Raw genomic sequence first — 19,644 nt, 5'->3', positions numbered from 1 at the left:
GTCCAGACATCCCGCGGCCATGGCCCGGTCGTAGAGCATCAGCAGCGCACCGGCGGCGGACTCCGGGGCGTCGTGCCCGAGGTCGGTGAGCAGGCCCTTGAAAGGGCGCGGATCCGTTCCCTCTGGTCGGCGGCCGAGAGGCGCACCGGGTGGGTGGCCGGTGCCCGGTGCGTGCCGTGCCGCCCGGCACGGCAGGCGTGCGCGACCGGTCGGTCGGTCGGCCGGTCGGCCGGTCGGCGAAGGCATGACCGGGCCGGTCTCGGCGTACGGGTGGTCGATACGGGTGGGCGAAGGGAACGGCGCACCGTTCACGGCCCGGTCCCGGGCAGGGTGGGCGAACCGGAAGGCATCGGCTCGCTGTTGGCGGGCGCACCGGAACCGGGCGGTCGACGACGGCCGTTGGGGCCGCCGAGGAAGGGACCACGCAGCGCGTGGTCGCGCGTCGTCAGACGCGCGGAGCGGTGCGGCCGGGTTCAGGCACGCTGTCGCGGGCCGCGTTGTCTATGCGGGCCGCCCTCGCGGGGCGTACGGGCCGCCGGTTCGGCGACTGGGCCGCGGGCAGCTCCGGGGCATGGACGTCTCGACCCATGTCGTGTCCCCCCGTTCGCACCGACGTCCTGACCGGACGACAAGAAGCCCTCAAGAAAGAGCACTTGTCCGCCGGGCGGAACGTAATGGCTCGGTAAAGAACTTTACCGCATGACCGGCGCACGGCCGTGCCTGCGCCCGCTCCGGGCCGAGGATCTCCGCGGCGGCGACGGGACCGCCGCGGCACGCCGCAGCACGGCGACGACGGACGCGCCGGTCTCGGTGCGCATCCGCGTCTCCCCCAACGCCCTCCCGTTCCACCGGGAATGCGCGGACAGCTCGATCGTCGGGATCTTCACGGTGGTGCGCGCACGGGGTCCGCGTCCCGTCGCGGTGGGCCACCACCGAGATGCAACGGTGCTCACGCGTGGTCAGGTCGTAGCGGACGCCCATGCCCTGCAGCGGTGTTCTGCTCGGACGCGGAGCGGACTCGGGAAACCCCCGGTGTGTGCGGTGACCGAGGGAAGGGAGCCGCGAAGTCTCCACCCCGGCAACCACTTTGACGACGCGTCGTTCGGGCGTCCCGGAGCGAACCGTGCAGCGGAACGGGCCCGCTCACGGCCCCGGGTGTCCTCCCCCGGTGGTGCATCATCTCCGAGAGCCCCGACGGCGGGGCATCGCGCGGAGGAGGCGTCGCATGGTCGAGTGGAAACGGATCAGTTCGGGCATTCGTCCCGTACCCAGCCCTGCCGCGACCACCTCGGTCTGGGCCGCGGCAGCCGCCCTGGCCGTCATCCTGGTCGCCCTGCTCAACCTCCTCGACGGGCCCGACGACCCCACCGTCGACCTCATGGCGCTCTCCCTCGCCGTGGCCGCGGTGAGCACCGGAGCCCGCCTCACCGCCGCCCCGGGGACCGCCCTGCTCTGCTGGCTCGTCCTCAACGTCTTCGCGACCGCGCCCGTGGGCGAGCTCAGCTGGGAGACCCCCTACGACCTGGTGCGCCTCGTCTGCCTGCTCGCCTCGGCAGGCACGGGAACCGTCATCGCCCGCCTCCTCCACGCGCGCGCCGCGCACCGGCGGCTCACGCCGTAGGAGCGCGGCGGCCCCCGATGCCGTGCGTCAGCCGGCGGGCACGGCTGCTGAGGTCGTGCGCAGCACGCCTATCTTGTCGATGCGGTGCTCGGGGTTGCCCTGGGCGTCCTTCCAGAAGTTGCCCTGGGCGTGGTCCTCCGGCGTGGCACAGGTCGAGATCGTGATCCTGGCCTGGGTGGGGGCGGCCCCGGGCGCCCCGGGCACGGCGGCGCGCTGTTCGCTCAGCGAGCGCTCCGACCGGAAGGACGTCTTGCGGGTCGTGGTGATCTCGTAGGTGTACACCACCTCGCCCACGGTCACGAGGACCGTGTCGCCCGGCCCGACGGCGGGCAGGTCCCCCAGCGGGCCACCGGCCGACATGCGGTGCGCGGTGACCAGGAAGTTGCCCACCTGGCCCGGCCCGACCCCGCCCCGCTTCCCGTACGGGCTGGCCGCCGCGCCGAGGTCCTGGATACGGGTTCCCGCCACGTCGTCGGTGGTGCCCTCGTACGGGACCACGCGCAGCCCGGTGACACCGGCGGCGGGTATGGACAGCGTGGAGGCCACGGGCGCGGGGGCGGCGGGTGCAGGCGCAGGCGCAGCGGCGGGGGTGACGACCGCCGGGGGCGTGGCAGTCGGGACGGAAGCCGGTACCGCGGCGCCGGCGGCGGTCGAGGGGGTGCACGCCGCCAGCAGGGCGGTCACGGCACCGGCCAGCACGGCCGGGACGGCTCGGTACGGGAACGGCAAGGACATGGGCGTTTTCCCTGTCGGTCGGGCGGGCGGCCGGGCATGCGGCGGGTGCGTGCGGTGGGCGCGCGGGTGCGTCCGACGGGCGGGTGGCCCGACGCGCCCGGCCAGAGTGACATACGGAGCAAGAGGTCCATAAGGGCCCAACCCTGTGACCTCGCTCCCGATGCTCGTGGGGGCGGACACACGAAATCGGAAGGTGCGGGAACTTCCTTCCGCTCCTCTGCGACTACCTCGCCGGAGGAAGTGCCGTCCCGGCTCCGGCACGGCCCGATCGGCACCTCGTCCGTCTGGAACCGAGTACAAGAATCCGGAGAGACGATGACGGACCGGCTTGAGTACCCGACCCTGGCGATCACCGCGCTGAAGCGCTGGGCGCCGCCGCCCGCTCTCGCCGGCTTCGTGGCGCTGCTCATAGTGATGTTCGGCGCGGCGTACGCGGTGGGAGCGGGCGCCGGCCCGGTGGCGCCCGGCATGCAGTCCACCGAAGTCGAGAGTCCGGCCTTCGTCGGGGACCTGGGACGGCCGCACGGGCACAGCGGCGGTACGGGCGGCACGCGGTGACGGCCGAGCGGACGGAAGTGGTGGTGGGCACCACCGATCTGGTCGTCGGCGGGATGACCTGCGCGGCCTGTGTGAACCGTGTCGAGAAGCGGCTGGCCAGGATCGAGGGTGTGAGCGCCACGGTCAACCTCGCCACCGGGCGGGCCCGGGTGCTGCATCCGTCGCACGTGACGGTGGCAGACCTCGTGTCGGCGGTCGAGCGGGCGGGCTACAGCGCCGAGGTGCCGGCGCCGCCCGAGCCCGCGGAGGACCGGACGACGCCGCCGGCGGCGGGCACGGAGGGTTCCCCGGGCGGTGAGGAGGTGCAGCGGCTGCTGATCACCGCCCTGCTGTCCGTTCCGGTTCTGGCGCTGTCGATGGCGCCCGCCCTTCAGTTCCGCAACTGGCAGTGGCTGTGCTTCGTGCTGGCCGCGCCGGTCGCCGTCTGGGGTTCTCTGCCGTTCCACACCCGGGCGTTACGGGGGCTGCGGCACGCGGCGGCGACGATGGACACCCTGGTGTCGCTGGGCGTCGTCGCTTCCTTCTCCTGGTCGGCGTACGCACTGTTCCTGGGCGGGGCGGGCGATCCGGGGATGCGGATGCCGTTCAGTCTGCTGCCTTCGGCCGGCGGAGACGTGGCGCACATCTACCTCGAGGCCGCGGTCGGGGTCCCGCTGTTCGTGCTGACCGGGCGTTTCCTCGAATCCCGGGCCCGCCGCGGCACGGGTGAGGCACTGCGCTCGCTCGCCGGTCTGGCCGCCAAGGACGTGACCGTGCGGGAGGACGGCCGCGAGCGGCTCGTCCCGATCGGGCAGTTGCGGGTGGGGCAGGAGTTCGTCGTGCGGCCGGGCGAGCGGGTGGCGACGGACGGGGTGGTGGCCTCCGGCGGTTCGGCCGTCGACCTTTCCCTGGTCACCGGCGAGAGCGAGCCCGTCGAGGTGGGCCCCGGCCGGGCCGTGGTCGGCGGTGCGGTCAACGCGGGCGGTCTGCTGACCGTCCGGGCCACCGCTGTCGGCGCGGACACCCAGCTCGCCCGGATCACCCGCATGGTCGCCGAGGCGCAGTCCGGCAAGGCCCGGGCCCAGCGCCTGGCCGATGCGGTGGCGGGGGTCTTCGTCCCGGTGGTGCTGGCCCTGGCCGTCACCGTTCTCGGCTTCTGGCTCGGTGCCGGGGCCGAGCCGCAGGCAGCCGTCACGGCCTGTGTGGCCGTCCTGGTCGTGGCCTGTCCCTGCGCGCTGGGGCTGGCGACCCCCACCGCCCTGCTGGCGGCGACCGGCCGGGGCGCACAGCTGGGTCTGCTGGTCAGCGGCCCGCGGGCGCTGGAGACCCTGCGGCACGTCGACACCGTGGTCCTGGACAAGACCGGCACGCTGACGACCGGCCGGATGACCGTCGCGCGCGTGACGGCCGTGCCCGACGGGACGGGCCGGGAGCGGGCCCTGTGGCTGGCCGCGGCGGTGGAGCAGGGTTCCGAGCACCCGCTGGGCCGCGCCGTGGTCGCGCACTCCCTGCAGGATCCGCAGCGTGGCCCGCTGGCCGAGGTGACCGAATTCCGGGCCACTGCGGGCATCGGCGTGACGGGAGTGGTGGAGGGGCACCGCGTGGAGGTCTGCGCCGCCGGTGCGGATCTGCATCCGTCGCTGGACCGTGCCCTGGCCGAGGCGGAGGCGGCGGCGCACACGCCGGTCCTGGTCCGGGTGGACGGCGCCGACCAGGCCCTGATCGCCCTCGGGGACGTCCTGCGCCCCGGCAGCTACCGGGCCGTCGACCGGCTGCGACGGCTGGGGGTGGAGCCGGTACTGGCCACCGGTGACCGCGGGGCCACCGCGGCCCGGGTCGCCGCCGCGCTGGGGATCCGGGACGTGCACGCGCACTGCTCGCCCGAGGACAAGGCGCGGCTCGTCAGGGAGTTACGCGGTCAGGGGCGACGGGTCGCGGTGATCGGCGACGGGGTGAACGACGCCGGCGCCCTGGCCGGGGCCGACCTCGGCATCGCCATGGGGAGCGGAACGGACGTGGCCATCGGCGCGGCCGACGTCACGCTGGTGCGCGGCGACATCGAGGCGGTCGCCGACGCCGTCGAGCTGGCCAGGCGGACCCTCAGGACGATCCGGGCCAACCTCGTCTGGGCCTTCGGCTACAACGTCGTCACCCTGCCGCTCGCCGCGGTGGGGCTGCTCAACCCGATGGTCGCTGCCGCGGCGATGTCGGTGAGTTCCCTGATGGTGGTGGCCCACAGCCTCCGGTTGCGCACCTGGCAGCCGGCACCGCACGTACGCCGGGCGGGTACGAGCAGCCGGACGGGGGGTACGGGACGATGACGCATTCACCTTCGGAGCGGACCCCGGGCGGCCGGCTGCCGATCGATCGACGCGTGCGCGAGGGGCTGCGCGCCGCGCTCGTCCCCGTGGTCGCGTGTGCGCTCGCGCTGGCGGGTCTCACGGCGTGGACCTCGGCCGGCGCCGCGGGCACCCCGCCGCAGATCGCCGCCGGGAACGGCCGCGTGCTCCTGCCCGACGGCAGGGGCCGGGACACGGCCGCCTTCTTCGACATCACCAACATCGGGGGCGCGGACGACCAGTTGACCGAGGTGACGTCGTCCGGCGTCGAGAAGACGCTGCTCAGCCGGCGGGTGAGCTCCGGGCTCGGGCCCGACGTCGTACGGAGCGCGGCTCCGGTGCGGGTGCCCGCGGGCGGCACCGTCACCATGTCCCCCTTGGACCTGAGCGTCACGACGCTGACGAAGGAGACCCGCTGGGAGGCCGGCGACATGGTGCCGTTCGTCCTCCACTTCCGCTACAGCGCGCCGGTCGAGGTGATGGCGGTGGTGGTCCGGCCCGGTAGCTGACCGGCTGTCGGGTGTCCGCCCGGTCCCGTGACCGGGCGGACACCGTACGGGATGTCGGGCGAGGCCCCTGCGATCATGTGCCCCATGGGCGAACTGGTGGAGCGGGTCGATGAGCAGGATCACGTCGTGGCCGTCGTGGACCGGGCGGAGGCGATCCGGGAGCACTGGCCGCACCGCGTCGCGACGATCGTGTGCCGCGACGACGACGGCCGGATCCTCGTGCACCGTCGCCCGGACGACGCGTCACGGTTTCCCGGGCAGTTCAACTGGATGCTCGGTGGCGCCGTCGACGTCGGCGAGTCGTACGAGGAGGCCGCGGCCAGGGAGCTGGCGGAGGAGCTCGGGGTCCACGCCGTTCCCCGCTTCGTGCTCAAGTTCCTGTGCGACGGGGCGATCAGTCCCTACTGGCTGGGTCTTCACGAAGTCGTGATCACCGCGCCGGTCCGGCCCGACCCCACGGAAGTCGCCTGGTTCGACTGGCTGACCGAGCCCGAGCTCGACGAGCTCGTCCGCAGCCGCGCGTTCATACCGGACGCCCGGGAGGCGTTCGACCGCTATCGCGCCCTGGGGCGCCCGCCCGCACACGAAGAGTGACGCACGGCCACGGCCCGCACAGCTTCAAGCCCTCGTGAGCGGGTATGGGGCTTTGAGGGAACTCCCCGAGGAGGCTCCATGCCTGCCACTCTCCGTAGCCAGCCCGGCTCCGCGCCGCAGGATCCCCGTGAGATGCGCGATCCGCGGTCCGTGAGCACCGCCGATGCCCACGACCTGTCGGTCACGCTCTTCCGGCGGCTGCACGAACTGGACGAGGGGACCGCAGAGTACTCGTACGTGCGCAACACCTTGGTCGAGCTGAACCTGAGCATGGTGAAGTACGCGGCCACGCGCGTCCGGCACGTCGGCGCGCCGTGGGAAGACGTCTTGCAGGTCGGCACCATCGGTCTGATCAAGGCCATCAACAGGTTCGATCCGGAGCTCGGGTTCGAGTTCATGTCGTTCGCCCTGCCCACCATCGTGGGGGAGATCAAGCGGTACTTCCGGGACACGAGCTGGGCCGTCCGCGTACCGCGCCGGCTGCAGGAGCTGCGCATCGACCTGGCCAAGGCGAGTGACGCCCTGGAGCAGGAGCTGGGCCACGTTCCGGGTGCGCGCGAGCTCGCCGAGCGGCTGGACATCACCGTGGAGGAGGTCCGCGAGGGCCGGCTCGCGGCCAACGGCTTCACCAGCCTGTCCCTCGACGTCCCGGTGACGGCGGAGGACGACGAGGCCCCCGGCGTGTCGTCCCGGAGCCTGGGCATCGAGGAGAGCCGCTTCGAGACGGTCGAGGACCTGGAATCGTTGAGGCCGCTCTTGGGCGAGCTGTCCGAACGGGACCGGACGATACTCACCCTGCGTTTCGGGGAGGAGTTGACCCAGGCCGAGATCGGCGAGCGCCTGGGCATGTCGCAGATGCACGTCTCCCGGCTGCTGGGCCGCATCCTGGGCCGGCTGCGGGAGGGGCTGCTCGCGGAGGAACCCCCGACCGAGTCGGCATGAGGCGCCCCCTTCCGTACGCCGCGGACGGGCATAGCCCGCCGGAACCCGGGCAGGTGCAGAAGTGCACGACGGGAAGGGTGATGCCGGATGGTGCCGGAAGCGGAGAATGAACGCTTCACCGTCGCGGTGAAGACCGTGGACGGAGCAGTCGTCCTCACGCTCGCGGGGGAACTGGACCACGACACGGCGCAGCCGCTGCGGGACGCGCTCGACCGGGAACTCGCGCCGGGCCGTCGGCTGCTGGTCGATATGGCCGGCCTCGGATTCTGCGATTCCACCGGGCTGAACGTGCTGCTGAACACGCGTCTCGCGGCACAGGAGGCGGGAGCCGGCCTCGAACTGGCCGGTCTGCACGGGCCTGTCGCCCGGATGTTCCGCATCACCGGTGCGGACGGCGTGTTCCCCGTCCACGCCGATGTGACGGAGGCCCTGAGGACGCCACACGGCGGAGGGACCTGAGCATCATGGAACAGCGCGGGCCGTCCGACCGGATCTGGAGCCTGATGCTGTCCGGAACCACCGATGTCGTCTCGCGCAGCCGTGACTTCGCCCGCCAGGCACTCACCGCCTGGCGCTGGCTCCCGGGGACGGGAGAAGTCGACCGCGAGAGCGCCGAGGACGTGCTCCTGCTGGTGTCGGAGGTGGTGGCCAATGCCTGCCTGCACGGCGGCGGACCCCGCGCGCTCGTCCTCGACTGCTCGGCCGAGCGACTGCGGATCGAGGTCACGGACTGCAACCCGGCCCCGCCGGTGCGGGTGCCGGCGCGCAGGCCGGGCGACCGGGGCGGACCGGTCGGTCACGGACTGCTGATCGTGGAACGTCTGGCCCGGGAATGGGGCTCCGAACCGGGGGTGGACGGCAAGCGCGTCTGGTGCGAGGTTCCGTGCCCGCCCGGGATCCGCGTTCCCGGATGACGGCGGCGACCCGGTGGCGCACCCGCGCCGGCGGACCACCCCGTGTCACACGCTCGGCACGGCCCGCACGCTCACCCGCGATGCGGGTTCCTGGTGGCCGCCGCTCGCGATCATGCGTACGTCGCCCTGGTCGCTGATCTCCGCCTGCACGATTCCGGTCTCGTCGGCGTAGATCGGATGGCCGCCGGGGCCGGTCCGATCGGTGCGGTGCACGAGGACCGATTCCTCGCCACCCGGTACGGCATGGTCAGGGGCGGCGAATACCAGTTCGTACCTGCTGTCCCGTACCATTCCGGCCTCCTTGCGTACGAATACCCCGTCGCCCCCATTATCGGGCAGAGCGACTCGACTGCGCGCTCCCGGACACGGGCTGCGGGGAGGAAGCTTCAGCAGGAACAACGCCCCGCGCACCCTCTGGATTCCGGCTCGCGATGTGATCTTCCGCCACCCCTGCACGCCTTTCCGGCACGGCTTCCACCTGCGCATACTCCAGGACCCGCCTCGCCCCGAACCATCGGGAGTCGATGGCCGATCGGATGGAGTTGATCAATCAAATGACGTCGCACACGGTTGCCGCGGCAGCTTCGGGCACATGGGTGCTCGGTGATCTCACGGTCAACCGGATCGGCTTCGGCGCCATGCGCCTGACCGGCAGCGCGGCCTTCCACGAGGGCACTCACAGCGACCGCGGCCGGGCGATCGCCGTACTGCGCCGGGCGGTCGAGCTCGGCGTGGACCACATCGACACCGCCGCGTTCTACTTCTCGCGGCTGCGCTCGGCCAATGAGCTGATCAACTCGGCACTGGCGCCCTACGCGGACGACCTCGTCATCGCCACCAAGGTCGGCCCCGCCCGGGACGCCTGCGGCGGGTGGGCCGAGTCGGCCCGGCCCGACCAGCTGCGCGGCCAGGTCGAGGAGAACCTGCGCCAACTCGGCCGGGACCACCTCGACGTGGTGAACCTCCGCGTCATGGGCCAAGAGTCCGTCAGCGAGCACTTCGGAGCCCTGTCCGAGCTGCGCGACGCCGGGCTGGTCCGCCACCTCGGCCTCTCCAACGCCCGCCCGGAGCACCTGACCCAGGCCGAGGCGATCGCACCGGTGGTGTGCGTCCAGAACCGCTTCGGAATCGACGCGCCCGACCGGGCCGGGATGCTCCGCGCCTGCGCGGCGCGCGGCATCGCCTTCGTGCCCTTCTTCTCCATCGCGGGAGAGGGGGCCGAGGCCGGCGCCGTCCGGACCGAGCACGACGCGGTCCTCGCCGTCGCCCGGGCGCACGGAGCATCACCGGCGCAGGTGAGGCTCGCCTGGATCCTGGGGCAGGGCGACCACGTTCTGGCCATCCCCGGGACGGGCAACCCGGACCACCTCGCCGACAACGTGGCGGCGGGGGCGCTCCGACTCACGCCGCAGGAGCTGCAGCTCCTCGATTCGATCGGCCGCTGCGCATCCTGATGCCGGCAGCACGCCCCCCGGGGCCCACCGGGAAGTCAGGGCGACAGAACACCAGAACCACTCGCGTGCGGGTGTCCGAAGAAACGGTTGGAGCACTCGTTACAGGCCCCTGAACCCGTTCGGCGCAGAGCGGGAGGGGGTCATGGGGCGGGACGTCCGTGCGGAAGTGCCCCTCTCTCCGGGCCCGCCAAGGCACGTTCGGTGCGCTCCCACCGTTCGCGTCAGCACGGCATTGACATGTGTCCGATACACGGGAGAGTCACCGATACATCCGCATTTCGCAACACGCCCCGAATTGGTGGCTTTTGATGGCGGTTGGGGGTCAGAGTGTGGCTCCTCGGCAGGACGCCGAGAACGGTTCCAGGCCCACCTGCCGCACACGAGGCGGGACCGGGCTGCTGTCTGTTGAAGGGGTCATCTTCATGTCTGCTTCTCTCGCCACCCGCCGGTTCGTCGCCGCGTTCCTGGCCGCGGGCGCCCTCGTCGGCGCCGCCGCCCTCCCGGCCTCCGCCGACGACCACCGGCGCGACCGCGACCACCGGGCTCCGCACTCCTCGATCGTCATCAGCGACGTCCAGTACGGCAGCGGCGGCCGCGACCGCGACCGCTCCGACCGTGCGCTGAACCGGGAGTGGGTCGAGGTCGAGAACACCGGGCGCAGGAGCGTCAACCTGCGCGGCTTCACCCTCACCGACCGGCAGGGCAACCGCTACCGCTTCGGCGACTTCCGTCTGGACGGGGGGTCCAGCGTGCGGGTCCACACCGGCCAGGGTCGCGACACCCGCCACGACGTCTACCAGGACCGCCGCCACCAGATCTGGGACGAGCGCGACACCGCCACCCTGCGCGACAACCGTGGCAACGTCCTCGACACCGACTCCTGGAACGGCCGCCGGCACCACCGCAACGGCTGACCCGGACGGGTCACCGGCCTGACGCGCGCCCGCACTCCCCGCACGGCGGGGGTGCGGGCGCGCGCCGATATCGGGCTGCAACTGTCAGAGGGGGGTGGCAGGATCATCGGCGGTGATCCGACCACCTACAGGGGGCAGGGATGGGGAGCACGACGTTCGAGTGGCCGCGCGGCGCGGAGGCACGGGACACGGCGGCGCTGGAATCGTGGCTCGCCGCGCACGGCTGGGAGGTCGACCCGACGGTGTTCATGGCCGGCGGACTGGGCCCGGCCGTACAGGTGCAGCCGATCGGCGGGGCGGGTCAGGACGGGGAACCCGGGCTGCTGATCCTGCCGGGCGAGACCGTGGAGTACGCGGGGGACCGGATGCGGATCGCCCCCCGGGCGGCCGCTCCGGCCGCCTGCGGGGCCTCGTAGGACCGCCCGGAGCCCGCGCCCGGTACGTGACTCAGTACGTGACGACGATCCGGCGTGCCGGGCCGTCCACCCGGATGCGGCCTCCGACGGGGATCACGACCTGCGGGTCGGTGTGGCCGAGGTCGACGTCGAACACCGCCATGATGTCGGGGGCGTACTGGCGCAGGGCCCGGAGGACGGCCTCGCGCTGTTGCCGGCGGAACTCGACCTTCGCCCCGGCGTCGAGCCGGTTCTCGAACGACCAGCTCTTGGCCCTACCCATGAGCAGCGCGGGGAACTGCCGCAGCAGCCCGCGTTCGCCCATGCCGCGCAGGATCCGGTAGACCCCTTCGGCGGGCATCATTTCCTCGTCGGTCTCCAGGAACAGCACGTTGCCGGCGTAGGAGTCGACCGGCCCCGCCACGCGGTCGGCCATCGACAGCCAGGAGATGATCTCCAGGTTGCCGCCCCAGCTGATGCCCTCGACGACCCGGTCGGCGTTGTGCCAGGACCAGCCGTCTGCGGGTTCCATGTCCGGCTCGGAATCGAAGGTCAGCGGGTCGTCCCAGGGCCTGTCGGTGTCCCCGCAGGCGCTCGCCGCGGTGAGTTCGTACGCGCCCGAGGTGAACAGCGCGGCCCGGAGGGAGTCGGCGGTCGACGGGTGCATCGCACCGGGCCGTCCCAACCCGACCATGACCGACCCGCCGTGGTAGCCGACGATGCCCAAGTCCCGCAGGAACAGCAACAGGTTGGTGTTGTCGCTGTAGCCGAAGAACGGCTTGGGGTTGGCGCGCAGGAGGTCGCGGTCGAGGTGGGGAAGGACGGTGATCTGGTCGTCGCCGCCGATGCTGGCGATCACCGCCTTGATCTCGGGGTCCGCGAAGGCAGCGTGGATGTCCGCGGCCCGCGCCTCGGGCGTCGCACCCATCGTCCGGGTCGTCGGATACTCCACCGCCTTCAGCCCGAAGTCGTCCTGGAGTCTGCGCAGCCCCAACTCGTAGGGCTGCGGGAACAGGCCGGGGAGGCCGGACGAGGGCGAGAGCACGGCGACCAGGTCTCCGGGTCGGGGCTTCACGGGATAGCGGGGATTCTCCATCCGATGATCATAGAAGTCGGCGGATCCGACCTCGCATCGATTATCCGGGGCGAGCCCGCAACGGCGCAGTGGACCGGCGTGTCGGGCGTGCCCATATGACGATCGTTCAGACCTATGATCTCGAATCGAATGCAAAATCGAGACAAATGAGACTGTGTCCCGCGTTGTTCGGCGGATCCCGTCGGAGAAAACTGGTCCGCCGTCAGAGCCATGACGTATCCGACGGAGAACAGGACCCCGACCACTGATCTGACTGTTGCCCGCCAACCGACTGCGGAGGTATCACGATGTCCTGCTTGAGGACCGACTTCCGAAAGGCCCCCAAGGGCCTTCTCACCACGTGTTGTTGCTCCAGAGCCCGCGCCATACTCTCCTTGCTGCTGCTGACGGCCGCCGTAACGACCGGCCCCCCGGCCCCGGCGCATGCCGCCGCCCCCTATGGCGCCAGAGCCGTCGCGGTGGCCGCCTCCAAACAGGGCTCGCCGTATGCCTACGGCGCCACTGGACCCAAACGCTTCGACTGCTCGGGCCTGACCCTCTATGCCTTCAAGAAGGCGGGCAAACGACTGCCCCGCACCGCCGAGCAGCAGTACGAGCACACCCTGCACATTCCCGAGGCCGATCGCGCGGCCGGGGACCTGGTCTTCTTCCCCAGCGGCGCGACCATGACCCACGTCGGGATCTACGCCGGCGACGACCGCATCTGGCACGCTCCACGTCCCGGCACCCGGGTGCGCCTGGAGCGGATCTGGAGCTCAGCGGTCCGCTACGGGCGCGCCACCTGATCGGGCGCCCGGCCGGTCCGGGCCCCTCGGTCCTGGTCTCCCGCCGCGACGGCGGCCGGACCCGGGTCCGCGGGCAGCCTGCGTACCGCCCGTACGCTCGGGGCGAGCAGTAGCACCAGGCTCGCCAGGACCATCAGTGCGGCACTCCAGAGAAGGACGGACTCCGTACCGAGGGACGTGGCGGCGGCGCCCACGACGAGGTAGCCCAGCGGCACGGACATGAGCTCACCGGCCGAGCTCAGGGAGCTGACCCGACCGAGCACCTCGGACGGAAGCTGTTCCTGCACGGCGGTGTTCCAGCACACGATCGCGATGTCGAGGCCGATGCCCGCCATGGCGCTCGCCCCGGCCAGCACGGCGAGCGGCGCGCCCCAGGCGAGCGCGAGGAACGGCAGCGCGAGAGGCAGGTTGGCGCACACGCACACGACCATGAGCCTGGACGGCTTCCATTTGAGTGACACGATCCCACCCAGGAGCAGGCCCACCGCGAACGCCCCCTGGACGATTCCCCAGGAAGGAGCACCCAGATGACTGTTCTGGGCCATCACCGGGCCGAGGAGCTGATAGCCGCCGAGCCAGAGGGCGACGACCACGGTGCCGGACAACGTGTAGGACCAGATCCAGAAGAGACGGGAGAACTCCTTCCAGCCGTCCTTGAAGTCACGGAAGACTGAAGCCGCGGTCTTGGCTGGTCCGGACACGTCGAGACGGCTGCAGAGGAAGGCCGCGACCGCGAAACTGACGGCGTCCCAGCCCAGGGTCAGTTCCGGGCCGACGAAGGCGACGAGGGCGCCGCCGACAGCCGGCGCGAGGATGCGGATGAGATTGAGGGGCAACCGCATCAGCGCGTTCGCCTGCTGCAGCTCGCCGGGATCGACGAGCTGCGGCAGCAGGCTGTTCATGGCGGGCTGGGTCAGTGCCGACGCACAGCCCGCCAAGGCCGCGAACAGCGCGATCCGCCCGGTGGTGGCCGTTCCCGTCGCCACGAGCAGTGCGACACAGCCCTGGGTGACGGCAGGCAGCACGTTGCCGATGACGATGACCCGTTGCCGGGAGAACCGGTCCGCGAGCACTCCTCCGACGAGGAGCAGGACGAGCTGCGGGGCGGTATTGGCGGCGAGGACGATCGCCAGGGAGGCCGGGCTGCTGTCGAATCCGAACACGGCGAAGGCGAGGGCCACGGGGGCCATCGCCGTTCCGCTCATCGAGATCAGACGTGCAAGGAGGAATAATCTGAACGGCTTGTGCCGCAGCGTGGAGAGGGACCCGTGTCGAACCATTCGACGGAGACTAACCTGCTCCCGTGCAGGTGGCGGAGCCAGGGGCGGGCAAGGAGGGGCCTGCGCCTCAGAGCGATTCGCCGGGCCGCAGATAGCGGTAGCCGTGCGAGGTCTCCTCACCGAGCCAGCCGTTGACGCTGCTGAGACCGCGGTCGTTGATCTGCGCGTCGTGGATGGCGAACGCCCGCTGCGGTCCCACGGCCTTGACGAAATCGATCACCTCCGCCATCTTCAGCCACGACCCCTGCGCCGGCACCAGCAGCGTCTCGATGTCCTGCTCGGGCACGTGCAGCGAGTCACCCGGGTGGTAGACGGCGTCGTCGACGACGTAGCCGAGGTTCGCGCAGTCGGGTTGGCCGCCGTAGATGAAGGCGTGGCGGCCACCGACCGCCCGTATGCTGAAGCCCGCGGCGGTGAACTCCGTACCGGAGGAGACCCCGATGACGTCCAGCTTCGGGATGTCCGCCTCGGCGGGGGCGTAGACCGGTACGCCGAGCCCCGCCAGGCGCAGTACGTCGACGTGGTCGATGTGCTCGTGGGTCACCAGCACGGCGTCCGCGCCGGCCAGGGCGGCCGGTTCGCTCCACGTACCGGGATCGATGACGAGGACCCGGCCGTCCTGCTCGATGCGGACACATGCATGGGTGTACTTCGTGATGCGCATGGCTTCGGACCGTACCGTGCCGGCCCCGCCGTCGCCCGGCAATTTTCCGGGTCACGGGCGGGGTCACGGGCGGGACCGCGGCGGGGTCAGGGCGCGGTCATTCCCCGGTCGTCCCGTCGATGGCCTCGCGCAGCAGGTCCGCGTGCCCGTTGTGGCGGGCGTATTCCTCGATCATGTGGGCCAGGATGTAGTGCAGCGAGTACGACTGGTCGCCGAAGTGCCCCGTGACGTCGAGGGACTCGGCGGCGTCCACGATCGCGCGCGACCGCTCGCACGTCTCCTCCCAGATCCTGAACGAGTCCGCCGCGTCCGCGTCCTCGACGAGGAACTCCGTCCGCTCCCCCGCCTCGTTCTCCGGGAAGTAGCCCGCTACGTCCTCCCCGCCCAGGACGTTGCGGAACCATCCGCGCTCGACCTCCGCGAGGTGCCGCACCAACCCCAGCAGGCTCAGCCGGGACGGGGCGACCGCCCTCGTCCGCAGCTGCTGCTCGCTCAGCCCCGCGCACTTCATCATCAGGGTGTCCCGCTGGCCCTGCAGGACGCTGGTCAAGGTGGCGCGCTCGTCGCCCGTCAGCACGGGCCGGGTCCGCTGTTCGTCGATCACCGGGCGATCATCACATCCGGCCCGGACCGCGGCCATGCGTTCTCACATGCTGGTCAGCGCAGTTGCCGGAAGAAGGCGCGGATGTCGCCCACGAGCAGATCGGGCACCTCCATGGCGGGGAAGTGGCCGCCCCGGTCGTACGAGGTCCAGCGCACGATGTTGTCGGTGCGCGCGGCGACGTGGCGCAGCGGGATGAAGTTGTCCCGGGGGAAGTCGGCCAGTGCGGTCGGGGTGCGCGACACCTCGGGCGGCCGGCCGGCGTACGCGGCGTGGGCGCGCTCGTAGTAGATGCGGGCCGCGCTGCCGGCCGTTCCGGTGAGCCAGTACAGCGTCACGTTGGTCAGCATCTGGTCCCGGTCCACCGGGCACGCGGGATCGCTCCACTCGGTGAACTTCTCCGCGATCCAGGCGAGCAGCCCGACCGGCGAGTCGTTGAGCCCGTACGCGAGGGTCTGCGGCCGGGTCGCCTGGATGTCGGCGTACCCCTGCCGCTCTCGCGCCCACATCCGGTACCGCTCCCAGGAGGCCAGCGTCCGCTCCCGTTCGGCGGGGGACAGCGCGGCCAGTTCCTGCGGCCGGGGTTCGGCGGTGGCCCCGCCCCCGGGCAGCAGGTTCAGGTGCACTCCGATCACGCGGTCCGGCCGGATCAGCCCGAGTTCCCGCGAGATCGCGGCGCCCCAGTCGCCGCCCTGCACCCCGTAGGTCCGGTGCCCGAGGCGGTCCATCAGCACGCCGAAGGCCCGGGCCACCCGCTTGAACTCCCAGCCCGTCTCGGTCGTGGGTCCCGAGAGGCCGAAGCCGGGGATGCTCGGCAGCACCAGGTGGAAGGCGTCCGCCGGGTCGCCGCCGTGCGCCCGGGGATCCGTGAGCGGGCCCACGACGCGCTGGAACTCCACCGGCGAGCCCGGCCAGCCGTGGGTCATCAGCAGCGGGGTCGCGGCCGGCTCGGGCGAGCGGACGTGCGCGAAGTGCACCCGCGCGCCGTCGATGACCGTGGTGAACTGCGGCCATTCGTTCAGCCGCGCCTCGGCCGCCCGCCATTCGTACTCCTCGCGCCAGTAGTCGACCAGCTCCCGCATCTGGGCGAGCGGCATCCCGTACGCCCGGCCGACTCCGGGCAGCTCGTCGGGCCACCGCACCCGGCCCAGCCGCTCCCGCAGGTCGTCCAGCTCCCCCTGACCCACATCGACCCGGAACCGGTGCATCCGCTCGTCAAGATCACTCATGCCGCGCATGCTAAGCCGTCTCTTCCGGGGGTGCCGCACCGTCCCGGCGGGCCCGTGCGTGACGTCAGTTCCCGTCCGCGCGGCGGGTCATCAGCAGTTCGAGCCCGTCCAGGATGCGACCCAGCCCGAACTCCAGGGCCTGGTCCCGCCCGCCGTGTTCCGCCGCCGAGGCCAGCGCCGCCCCGAGTGCGGGGAACCGTTCCCCGTGCGTGCGCATCACCTCGCCCAGCACCGCCGCGAGCTGGGCGTCCGGCCCCTCCCCCGCGGCCCCGGACCCGGGTCCCGCGCCGGCGGCCCGCTCCTGCTCCGCGATGCCGCGTACGTGCCCGGCGAGCAGCACCACCGCGTCCATCGCCTCGGCCCCGGTCAGCCCGCACCCGTCGAGCGCGGCGAGGGCCCGCTCCATCCACTCCAGCTCCCGCGGGCCCATGACCCGTACGCCGACGGTCGCTTCCAACAGCCACGGGTGGAGCCGAAGGCCCTCCAGCAGCCCCCGCGCCCATTCCTCGAGCCGCTCCCGCCACGGGCCGCCCGGCGACTGCGCCGCCGCCGCGGGCATCGCGCCCTCCACCATCAGCGCGACCAGTTCGGCCTTGCCCGGCACGTACCGGTACAGGGCCATCTTGGTGACGGCCAGCTCCGCGGCCACCCGCTGCATCGACGCGCCGCCCAGGCCCTCCGCGTCGGCGATCTCGATACCCGCCCGGGCGATCCCCTCCAGCGTGAGCCCCCGCTTCGGTCCGCGCGCGGGCCCGGCCGGCGGCGGCCACCACAACAACCTGACGGCCGGTCCCCACTGATCGCTCGTCATCGCCATCACCTTGCGCTCGTACCAAAACTGCGTCTACCGTACACGGTATCGAATCTGTGTCCGCTGGACACAGTTAACTTCCAGGCCAGGAGTCCTCCATGACCGCACCGTTCGAGCGGACCGCCAGCCCGCGTACCGACGGCCCGCGCCCCGCGGCCCGCACCGTCCTCATCTCGGGCGCCGGCGTCGCGGGCCCGGCCCTCGCCCACCGGCTCGCCCGCCACGGCCTGCGGCCCACCGTCGTCGAGATCGCCCCCGCACTGCGCCCGGGCGGCCAGGCCGTCGACTTCCGCGGCGGGACCCAGCTCCGCGTCCTGCGGCAGATGGGGATCTTCGACGAGCTCCACCGCGTCCGGACGGGTGGCAGCCCGATGACCTTCGTCGACGCCGACGGCCGCGAACTCCTGTACTTGCCCGCCGAGTTCGCGGGTGGCGACATCGAGGTCCTGCGCGGCGACCTCTCCCGGATCCTCTACGAGGCCTCGCTCGAGGCCGGCGCCGAGTACGTCTTCGGGGACTCCCTCACCTCCCTCACCGAGACGACCACCGGCGTCGACGTCACCTTCCGCCAGGCCCCGCCCCGCACCTTCGACCTCGTCATCGGCGCCGACGGCCTCCACTCGAACGTCCGCCGCCTGGCCTTCGGCCCGGATGCCGACCACGTCACCCACCTCGGCCACTACGCCGCCACCTGGAGCCTGCCCCGCCACTCGGGCCTGGACCTGGACCTGCGCCCCGGCGCCGGCTCCGTCGGCCACAACACCCCCGGGCGCCTCGCCAGTGTCGCCGCGGACCACACCGACCCCGCCCGGGCCCGGGCGTTCCTCGTCTTCGCTTCCCCCGAGCTCGCGTACGACCGCCACGACCCCGAGGCCCACAAACGCCTCCTGCGCCGGGCGTTCGCGGGCCTGCCCTGGAAGGTGGACCGCCTCCTCGACTCCCTCGACACCGCCGACGACCTCTACTTCGACTCGATCAGCCGCGCCGACGCCCCCGCCTGGTCCGCCGGCCGGATCGCCCTCCTCGGGGACGCCGCCTGCGGCGCGACCATCGGCGGGATGGGCACCGGCACCGCCGTCCTGGGTGCGTACGTCCTGGCCGGCGAACTCTCCCGCTCGCCCGGGGACCACCGGACCGCCTTCACCCGCTACGAATCCCTCCTGCGCGGCTACGCCCAGGACCGCCAGAAGGGCGGGGACCGCACGGGCCGCTTCCTCGCCCCCTCGTCGAAGCTGGGCCTGCACCTGCGCAACACCCTGCTCGGCAAACCCCGCATCCTCTCCTGGATGCTCAAGGCGGCGAAGGACGCCACCGCACTCGCACTCCCCGACTACCCGGACCGTCCGGTCAACTCGCCTTCGAAGCAGGCCCATTGACGTCCGCACACACTCGCCGCCGAAAAAGAATCACGCAAAGGGCCACACAACTCCCCGAACCGCTCCCCGCCTCCGCGAAAAAGTACCTGCCGACTGGTTTCCTTTCGCATCGCCCGACTAGATTGACGGGACACCGCGGCGAACACCGCTCGGGCAGTGACCAAGGGGACGAGCAGAACGTGGCGAGGGCCAGACAGGAGCGGGCCGAGATCACCCGCCAAGCCATACTCGACGGCGCGGCGACCGCATTCGACCTCAGCGGGTTCGAGGGCACCAGCCTCAGCGACGTCGTCAAGCACGCCGGAGTCACCAAGGGCGCCCTCTACTTCCACTTCCCGTCCAAGGAAGCGCTCGCCCGCACCCTGATGGACGAGCAGTTCCAGGTCTCCGAACGCGTCCCCACCGTCGAGAACCCGGGCCTGCAGACCGTCATCGACCTCACCCACCAGATGGCCCACGGCCTGCGCACCGACGTCCGCATCCGCGCCGGTATCCGCCTGGTCATCGAGTTCGGCTCCTTCACCCACCCCGACCCGACCCCGTACGACGCCTGGATCGACACCTGCCGCAGCTGCCTGACCCCCGCTCAGCAGCGCGGCGACATAAACCCGTCGCTCGACGTCAAGGACCTCTCGACCCTGCTCGTCGGAGCCTTCACCGGCATCCAGGTCACCTCGCACGTCCGCACCCGCCGCGAAGACCTCCACACGCGCGTCACCGACCTGTGGAACTTCCTCCTCCCCACGATCGTCCCCCCGCAGCGCATCACCCGTTTCCACCCCACGGGCACGCCCGAGACGGCCCCGCCCTCCCCCACCCACTGACGCAGGACGGCCCCGCACACGCCG

The 19,644-nt window shown here is 72.0% G+C and carries 22 protein-coding genes and 1 pseudogene; 14 read left to right on the top strand and 9 right to left on the bottom strand.

Annotation, left to right across the window (positions count from 1 at the left end; genetic code table 11):
- Positions 1-752 precede the first annotated feature (752 nt).
- A pseudogene (locus OG386_RS40730) lies at positions 753-981 on the bottom strand (cation:proton antiporter regulatory subunit); the annotation flags it as partial.
- A 244-nt stretch (positions 982-1,225) separates the two neighbouring features.
- On the opposite strand from OG386_RS40730, the gene OG386_RS40725 reads away from it, so the two are divergent.
- On the top strand, positions 1,226-1,621 hold the full coding sequence (locus OG386_RS40725) for a DUF4118 domain-containing protein (RefSeq protein WP_327387598.1): 396 nt from the start codon (positions 1,226-1,228) through the stop codon (positions 1,619-1,621).
- Between the two features lie 27 nt (positions 1,622-1,648).
- Here OG386_RS40725 and OG386_RS40720 read toward each other — a convergent pair whose 3' ends face one another.
- Positions 1,649-2,356, bottom strand: a complete 708-nt coding sequence (locus tag OG386_RS40720; protein ID WP_328792355.1) for a sortase domain-containing protein — start codon at positions 2,354-2,356, stop codon at positions 1,649-1,651.
- A 315-nt stretch (positions 2,357-2,671) separates the two neighbouring features.
- On the opposite strand from OG386_RS40720, the gene OG386_RS40715 reads away from it, so the two are divergent.
- The 7 genes from OG386_RS40715 to OG386_RS40685 all read left to right on the top strand — a co-directional run bounded on the left by OG386_RS40715 (position 2,672) and on the right by OG386_RS40685 (position 8,191).
- Positions 2,672-2,914: a hypothetical protein gene (locus tag OG386_RS40715; RefSeq protein ID WP_327387596.1), complete on the top strand. Its 243-nt coding sequence runs from the start codon at positions 2,672-2,674 to the stop codon at positions 2,912-2,914.
- 53 nt (positions 2,915-2,967) lie between these two features.
- Complete coding sequence (locus OG386_RS40710) at positions 2,968-5,214, top strand: heavy metal translocating P-type ATPase (protein WP_328793534.1); 2,247 nt, start codon at positions 2,968-2,970, stop codon at positions 5,212-5,214.
- Positions 5,211-5,741 (top strand): copper chaperone PCu(A)C, encoded by a 531-nt coding sequence (locus OG386_RS40705; RefSeq protein ID WP_328792354.1) that lies wholly within the window; start codon positions 5,211-5,213, stop codon positions 5,739-5,741. The genes OG386_RS40710 and OG386_RS40705 overlap by 4 nt, the downstream gene beginning before the upstream one ends.
- Before the next feature lie 84 nt (positions 5,742-5,825).
- Positions 5,826-6,335, top strand: coding sequence for an NUDIX hydrolase (locus tag OG386_RS40700; protein WP_328792353.1), 510 nt, complete (start codon positions 5,826-5,828; stop codon positions 6,333-6,335).
- Between the two features lie 78 nt (positions 6,336-6,413).
- Positions 6,414-7,277 (top strand): SigB/SigF/SigG family RNA polymerase sigma factor, encoded by an 864-nt coding sequence (locus OG386_RS40695; protein WP_405786150.1) that lies wholly within the window; start codon positions 6,414-6,416, stop codon positions 7,275-7,277.
- Positions 7,278-7,364: 87 nt separating this feature from the next.
- Positions 7,365-7,736 (top strand): STAS domain-containing protein, encoded by a 372-nt coding sequence (locus tag OG386_RS40690; protein ID WP_328792352.1) that lies wholly within the window; start codon positions 7,365-7,367, stop codon positions 7,734-7,736.
- A gap of 5 nt (positions 7,737-7,741) precedes the next feature.
- Complete coding sequence (locus OG386_RS40685) at positions 7,742-8,191, top strand: ATP-binding protein (protein WP_328792351.1); 450 nt, start codon at positions 7,742-7,744, stop codon at positions 8,189-8,191.
- Between the two features lie 45 nt (positions 8,192-8,236).
- Here the strand turns inward: OG386_RS40685 and OG386_RS40680 are convergent, their stop codons facing one another.
- Entirely contained in the window at positions 8,237-8,482 is a 246-nt protein-coding gene (locus OG386_RS40680; RefSeq protein ID WP_328792350.1) for a DUF6296 family protein, read from the bottom strand.
- A gap of 263 nt (positions 8,483-8,745) precedes the next feature.
- On the opposite strand from OG386_RS40680, the gene OG386_RS40675 reads away from it, so the two are divergent.
- The 3 genes from OG386_RS40675 (at position 8,746) to OG386_RS40665 (ending at position 10,975) form a co-directional block, all read left to right on the top strand.
- On the top strand, positions 8,746-9,645 hold the full coding sequence (locus OG386_RS40675) for an aldo/keto reductase (protein ID WP_328792349.1): 900 nt from the start codon (positions 8,746-8,748) through the stop codon (positions 9,643-9,645).
- A gap of 422 nt (positions 9,646-10,067) precedes the next feature.
- Positions 10,068-10,559, top strand: a complete 492-nt coding sequence (locus OG386_RS40670) for a lamin tail domain-containing protein (RefSeq protein ID WP_328792348.1) — start codon at positions 10,068-10,070, stop codon at positions 10,557-10,559.
- 140 nt (positions 10,560-10,699) lie between these two features.
- Positions 10,700-10,975, top strand: a complete 276-nt coding sequence (locus OG386_RS40665; RefSeq protein ID WP_328792347.1) for a hypothetical protein — start codon at positions 10,700-10,702, stop codon at positions 10,973-10,975.
- Between the two features lie 31 nt (positions 10,976-11,006).
- Here OG386_RS40665 and OG386_RS40660 read toward each other — a convergent pair whose 3' ends face one another.
- Positions 11,007-12,050, bottom strand: a complete 1,044-nt coding sequence (locus OG386_RS40660) for a S66 family peptidase (RefSeq protein WP_328792346.1) — start codon at positions 12,048-12,050, stop codon at positions 11,007-11,009.
- 374 nt (positions 12,051-12,424) lie between these two features.
- Here OG386_RS40660 and OG386_RS40655 point away from each other — a divergent pair, with 374 nt between their 5' ends.
- The gene (locus OG386_RS40655) at positions 12,425-12,835 is read left to right on the top strand and encodes a C40 family peptidase (protein ID WP_328792344.1); all 411 of its coding nucleotides are present in this window, start codon (positions 12,425-12,427) and stop codon (positions 12,833-12,835) included.
- Here the strand turns inward: OG386_RS40655 and OG386_RS40650 are convergent.
- From OG386_RS40650 to OG386_RS40630, 5 genes are all read right to left on the bottom strand, one after another.
- Entirely contained in the window at positions 12,817-14,235 is a 1,419-nt protein-coding gene (locus OG386_RS40650; RefSeq protein ID WP_328792343.1) for an MFS transporter, read from the bottom strand. The genes OG386_RS40655 and OG386_RS40650 overlap by 19 nt on opposite strands.
- Positions 14,183-14,779, bottom strand: coding sequence for an MBL fold metallo-hydrolase (locus OG386_RS40645; RefSeq protein WP_328792342.1), 597 nt, complete (start codon positions 14,777-14,779; stop codon positions 14,183-14,185). The genes OG386_RS40650 and OG386_RS40645 overlap by 53 nt, the downstream gene beginning before the upstream one ends.
- A 97-nt stretch (positions 14,780-14,876) precedes the next feature.
- Positions 14,877-15,383, bottom strand: coding sequence for a DinB family protein (locus OG386_RS40640; RefSeq protein ID WP_328792341.1), 507 nt, complete (start codon positions 15,381-15,383; stop codon positions 14,877-14,879).
- 53 nt (positions 15,384-15,436) lie between these two features.
- Positions 15,437-16,609: an epoxide hydrolase family protein gene (locus OG386_RS40635; protein WP_328792340.1), complete on the bottom strand. Its 1,173-nt coding sequence runs from the start codon at positions 16,607-16,609 to the stop codon at positions 15,437-15,439.
- Positions 16,610-16,673: 64 nt separating this feature from the next.
- The gene (locus tag OG386_RS40630; protein ID WP_328792339.1) at positions 16,674-17,420 is read right to left on the bottom strand and encodes a TetR/AcrR family transcriptional regulator; all 747 of its coding nucleotides are present in this window, start codon (positions 17,418-17,420) and stop codon (positions 16,674-16,676) included.
- A 98-nt stretch (positions 17,421-17,518) separates the two neighbouring features.
- Between OG386_RS40630 and OG386_RS40625 the strand changes: the two genes are divergently transcribed.
- Both OG386_RS40625 and OG386_RS40620 read left to right on the top strand, forming a co-directional pair.
- Positions 17,519-18,796, top strand: coding sequence for an FAD-dependent monooxygenase (locus OG386_RS40625; protein ID WP_328792338.1), 1,278 nt, complete (start codon positions 17,519-17,521; stop codon positions 18,794-18,796).
- 179 nt (positions 18,797-18,975) lie between these two features.
- Positions 18,976-19,620 (top strand): ScbR family autoregulator-binding transcription factor, encoded by a 645-nt coding sequence (locus tag OG386_RS40620; protein ID WP_328792337.1) that lies wholly within the window; start codon positions 18,976-18,978, stop codon positions 19,618-19,620.
- Positions 19,621-19,644: the final 24 nt, after the last annotated feature.

It is taken from the genome of Streptomyces sp. NBC_00273 (assembly GCF_036178145.1).
GTDB lineage: Bacteria > Actinomycetota > Actinomycetes > Streptomycetales > Streptomycetaceae > Streptomyces.
The sequence above is the reverse complement of the archived record's forward strand: the minus strand, read 5'-3'. Positions and strand labels throughout refer to the sequence as shown.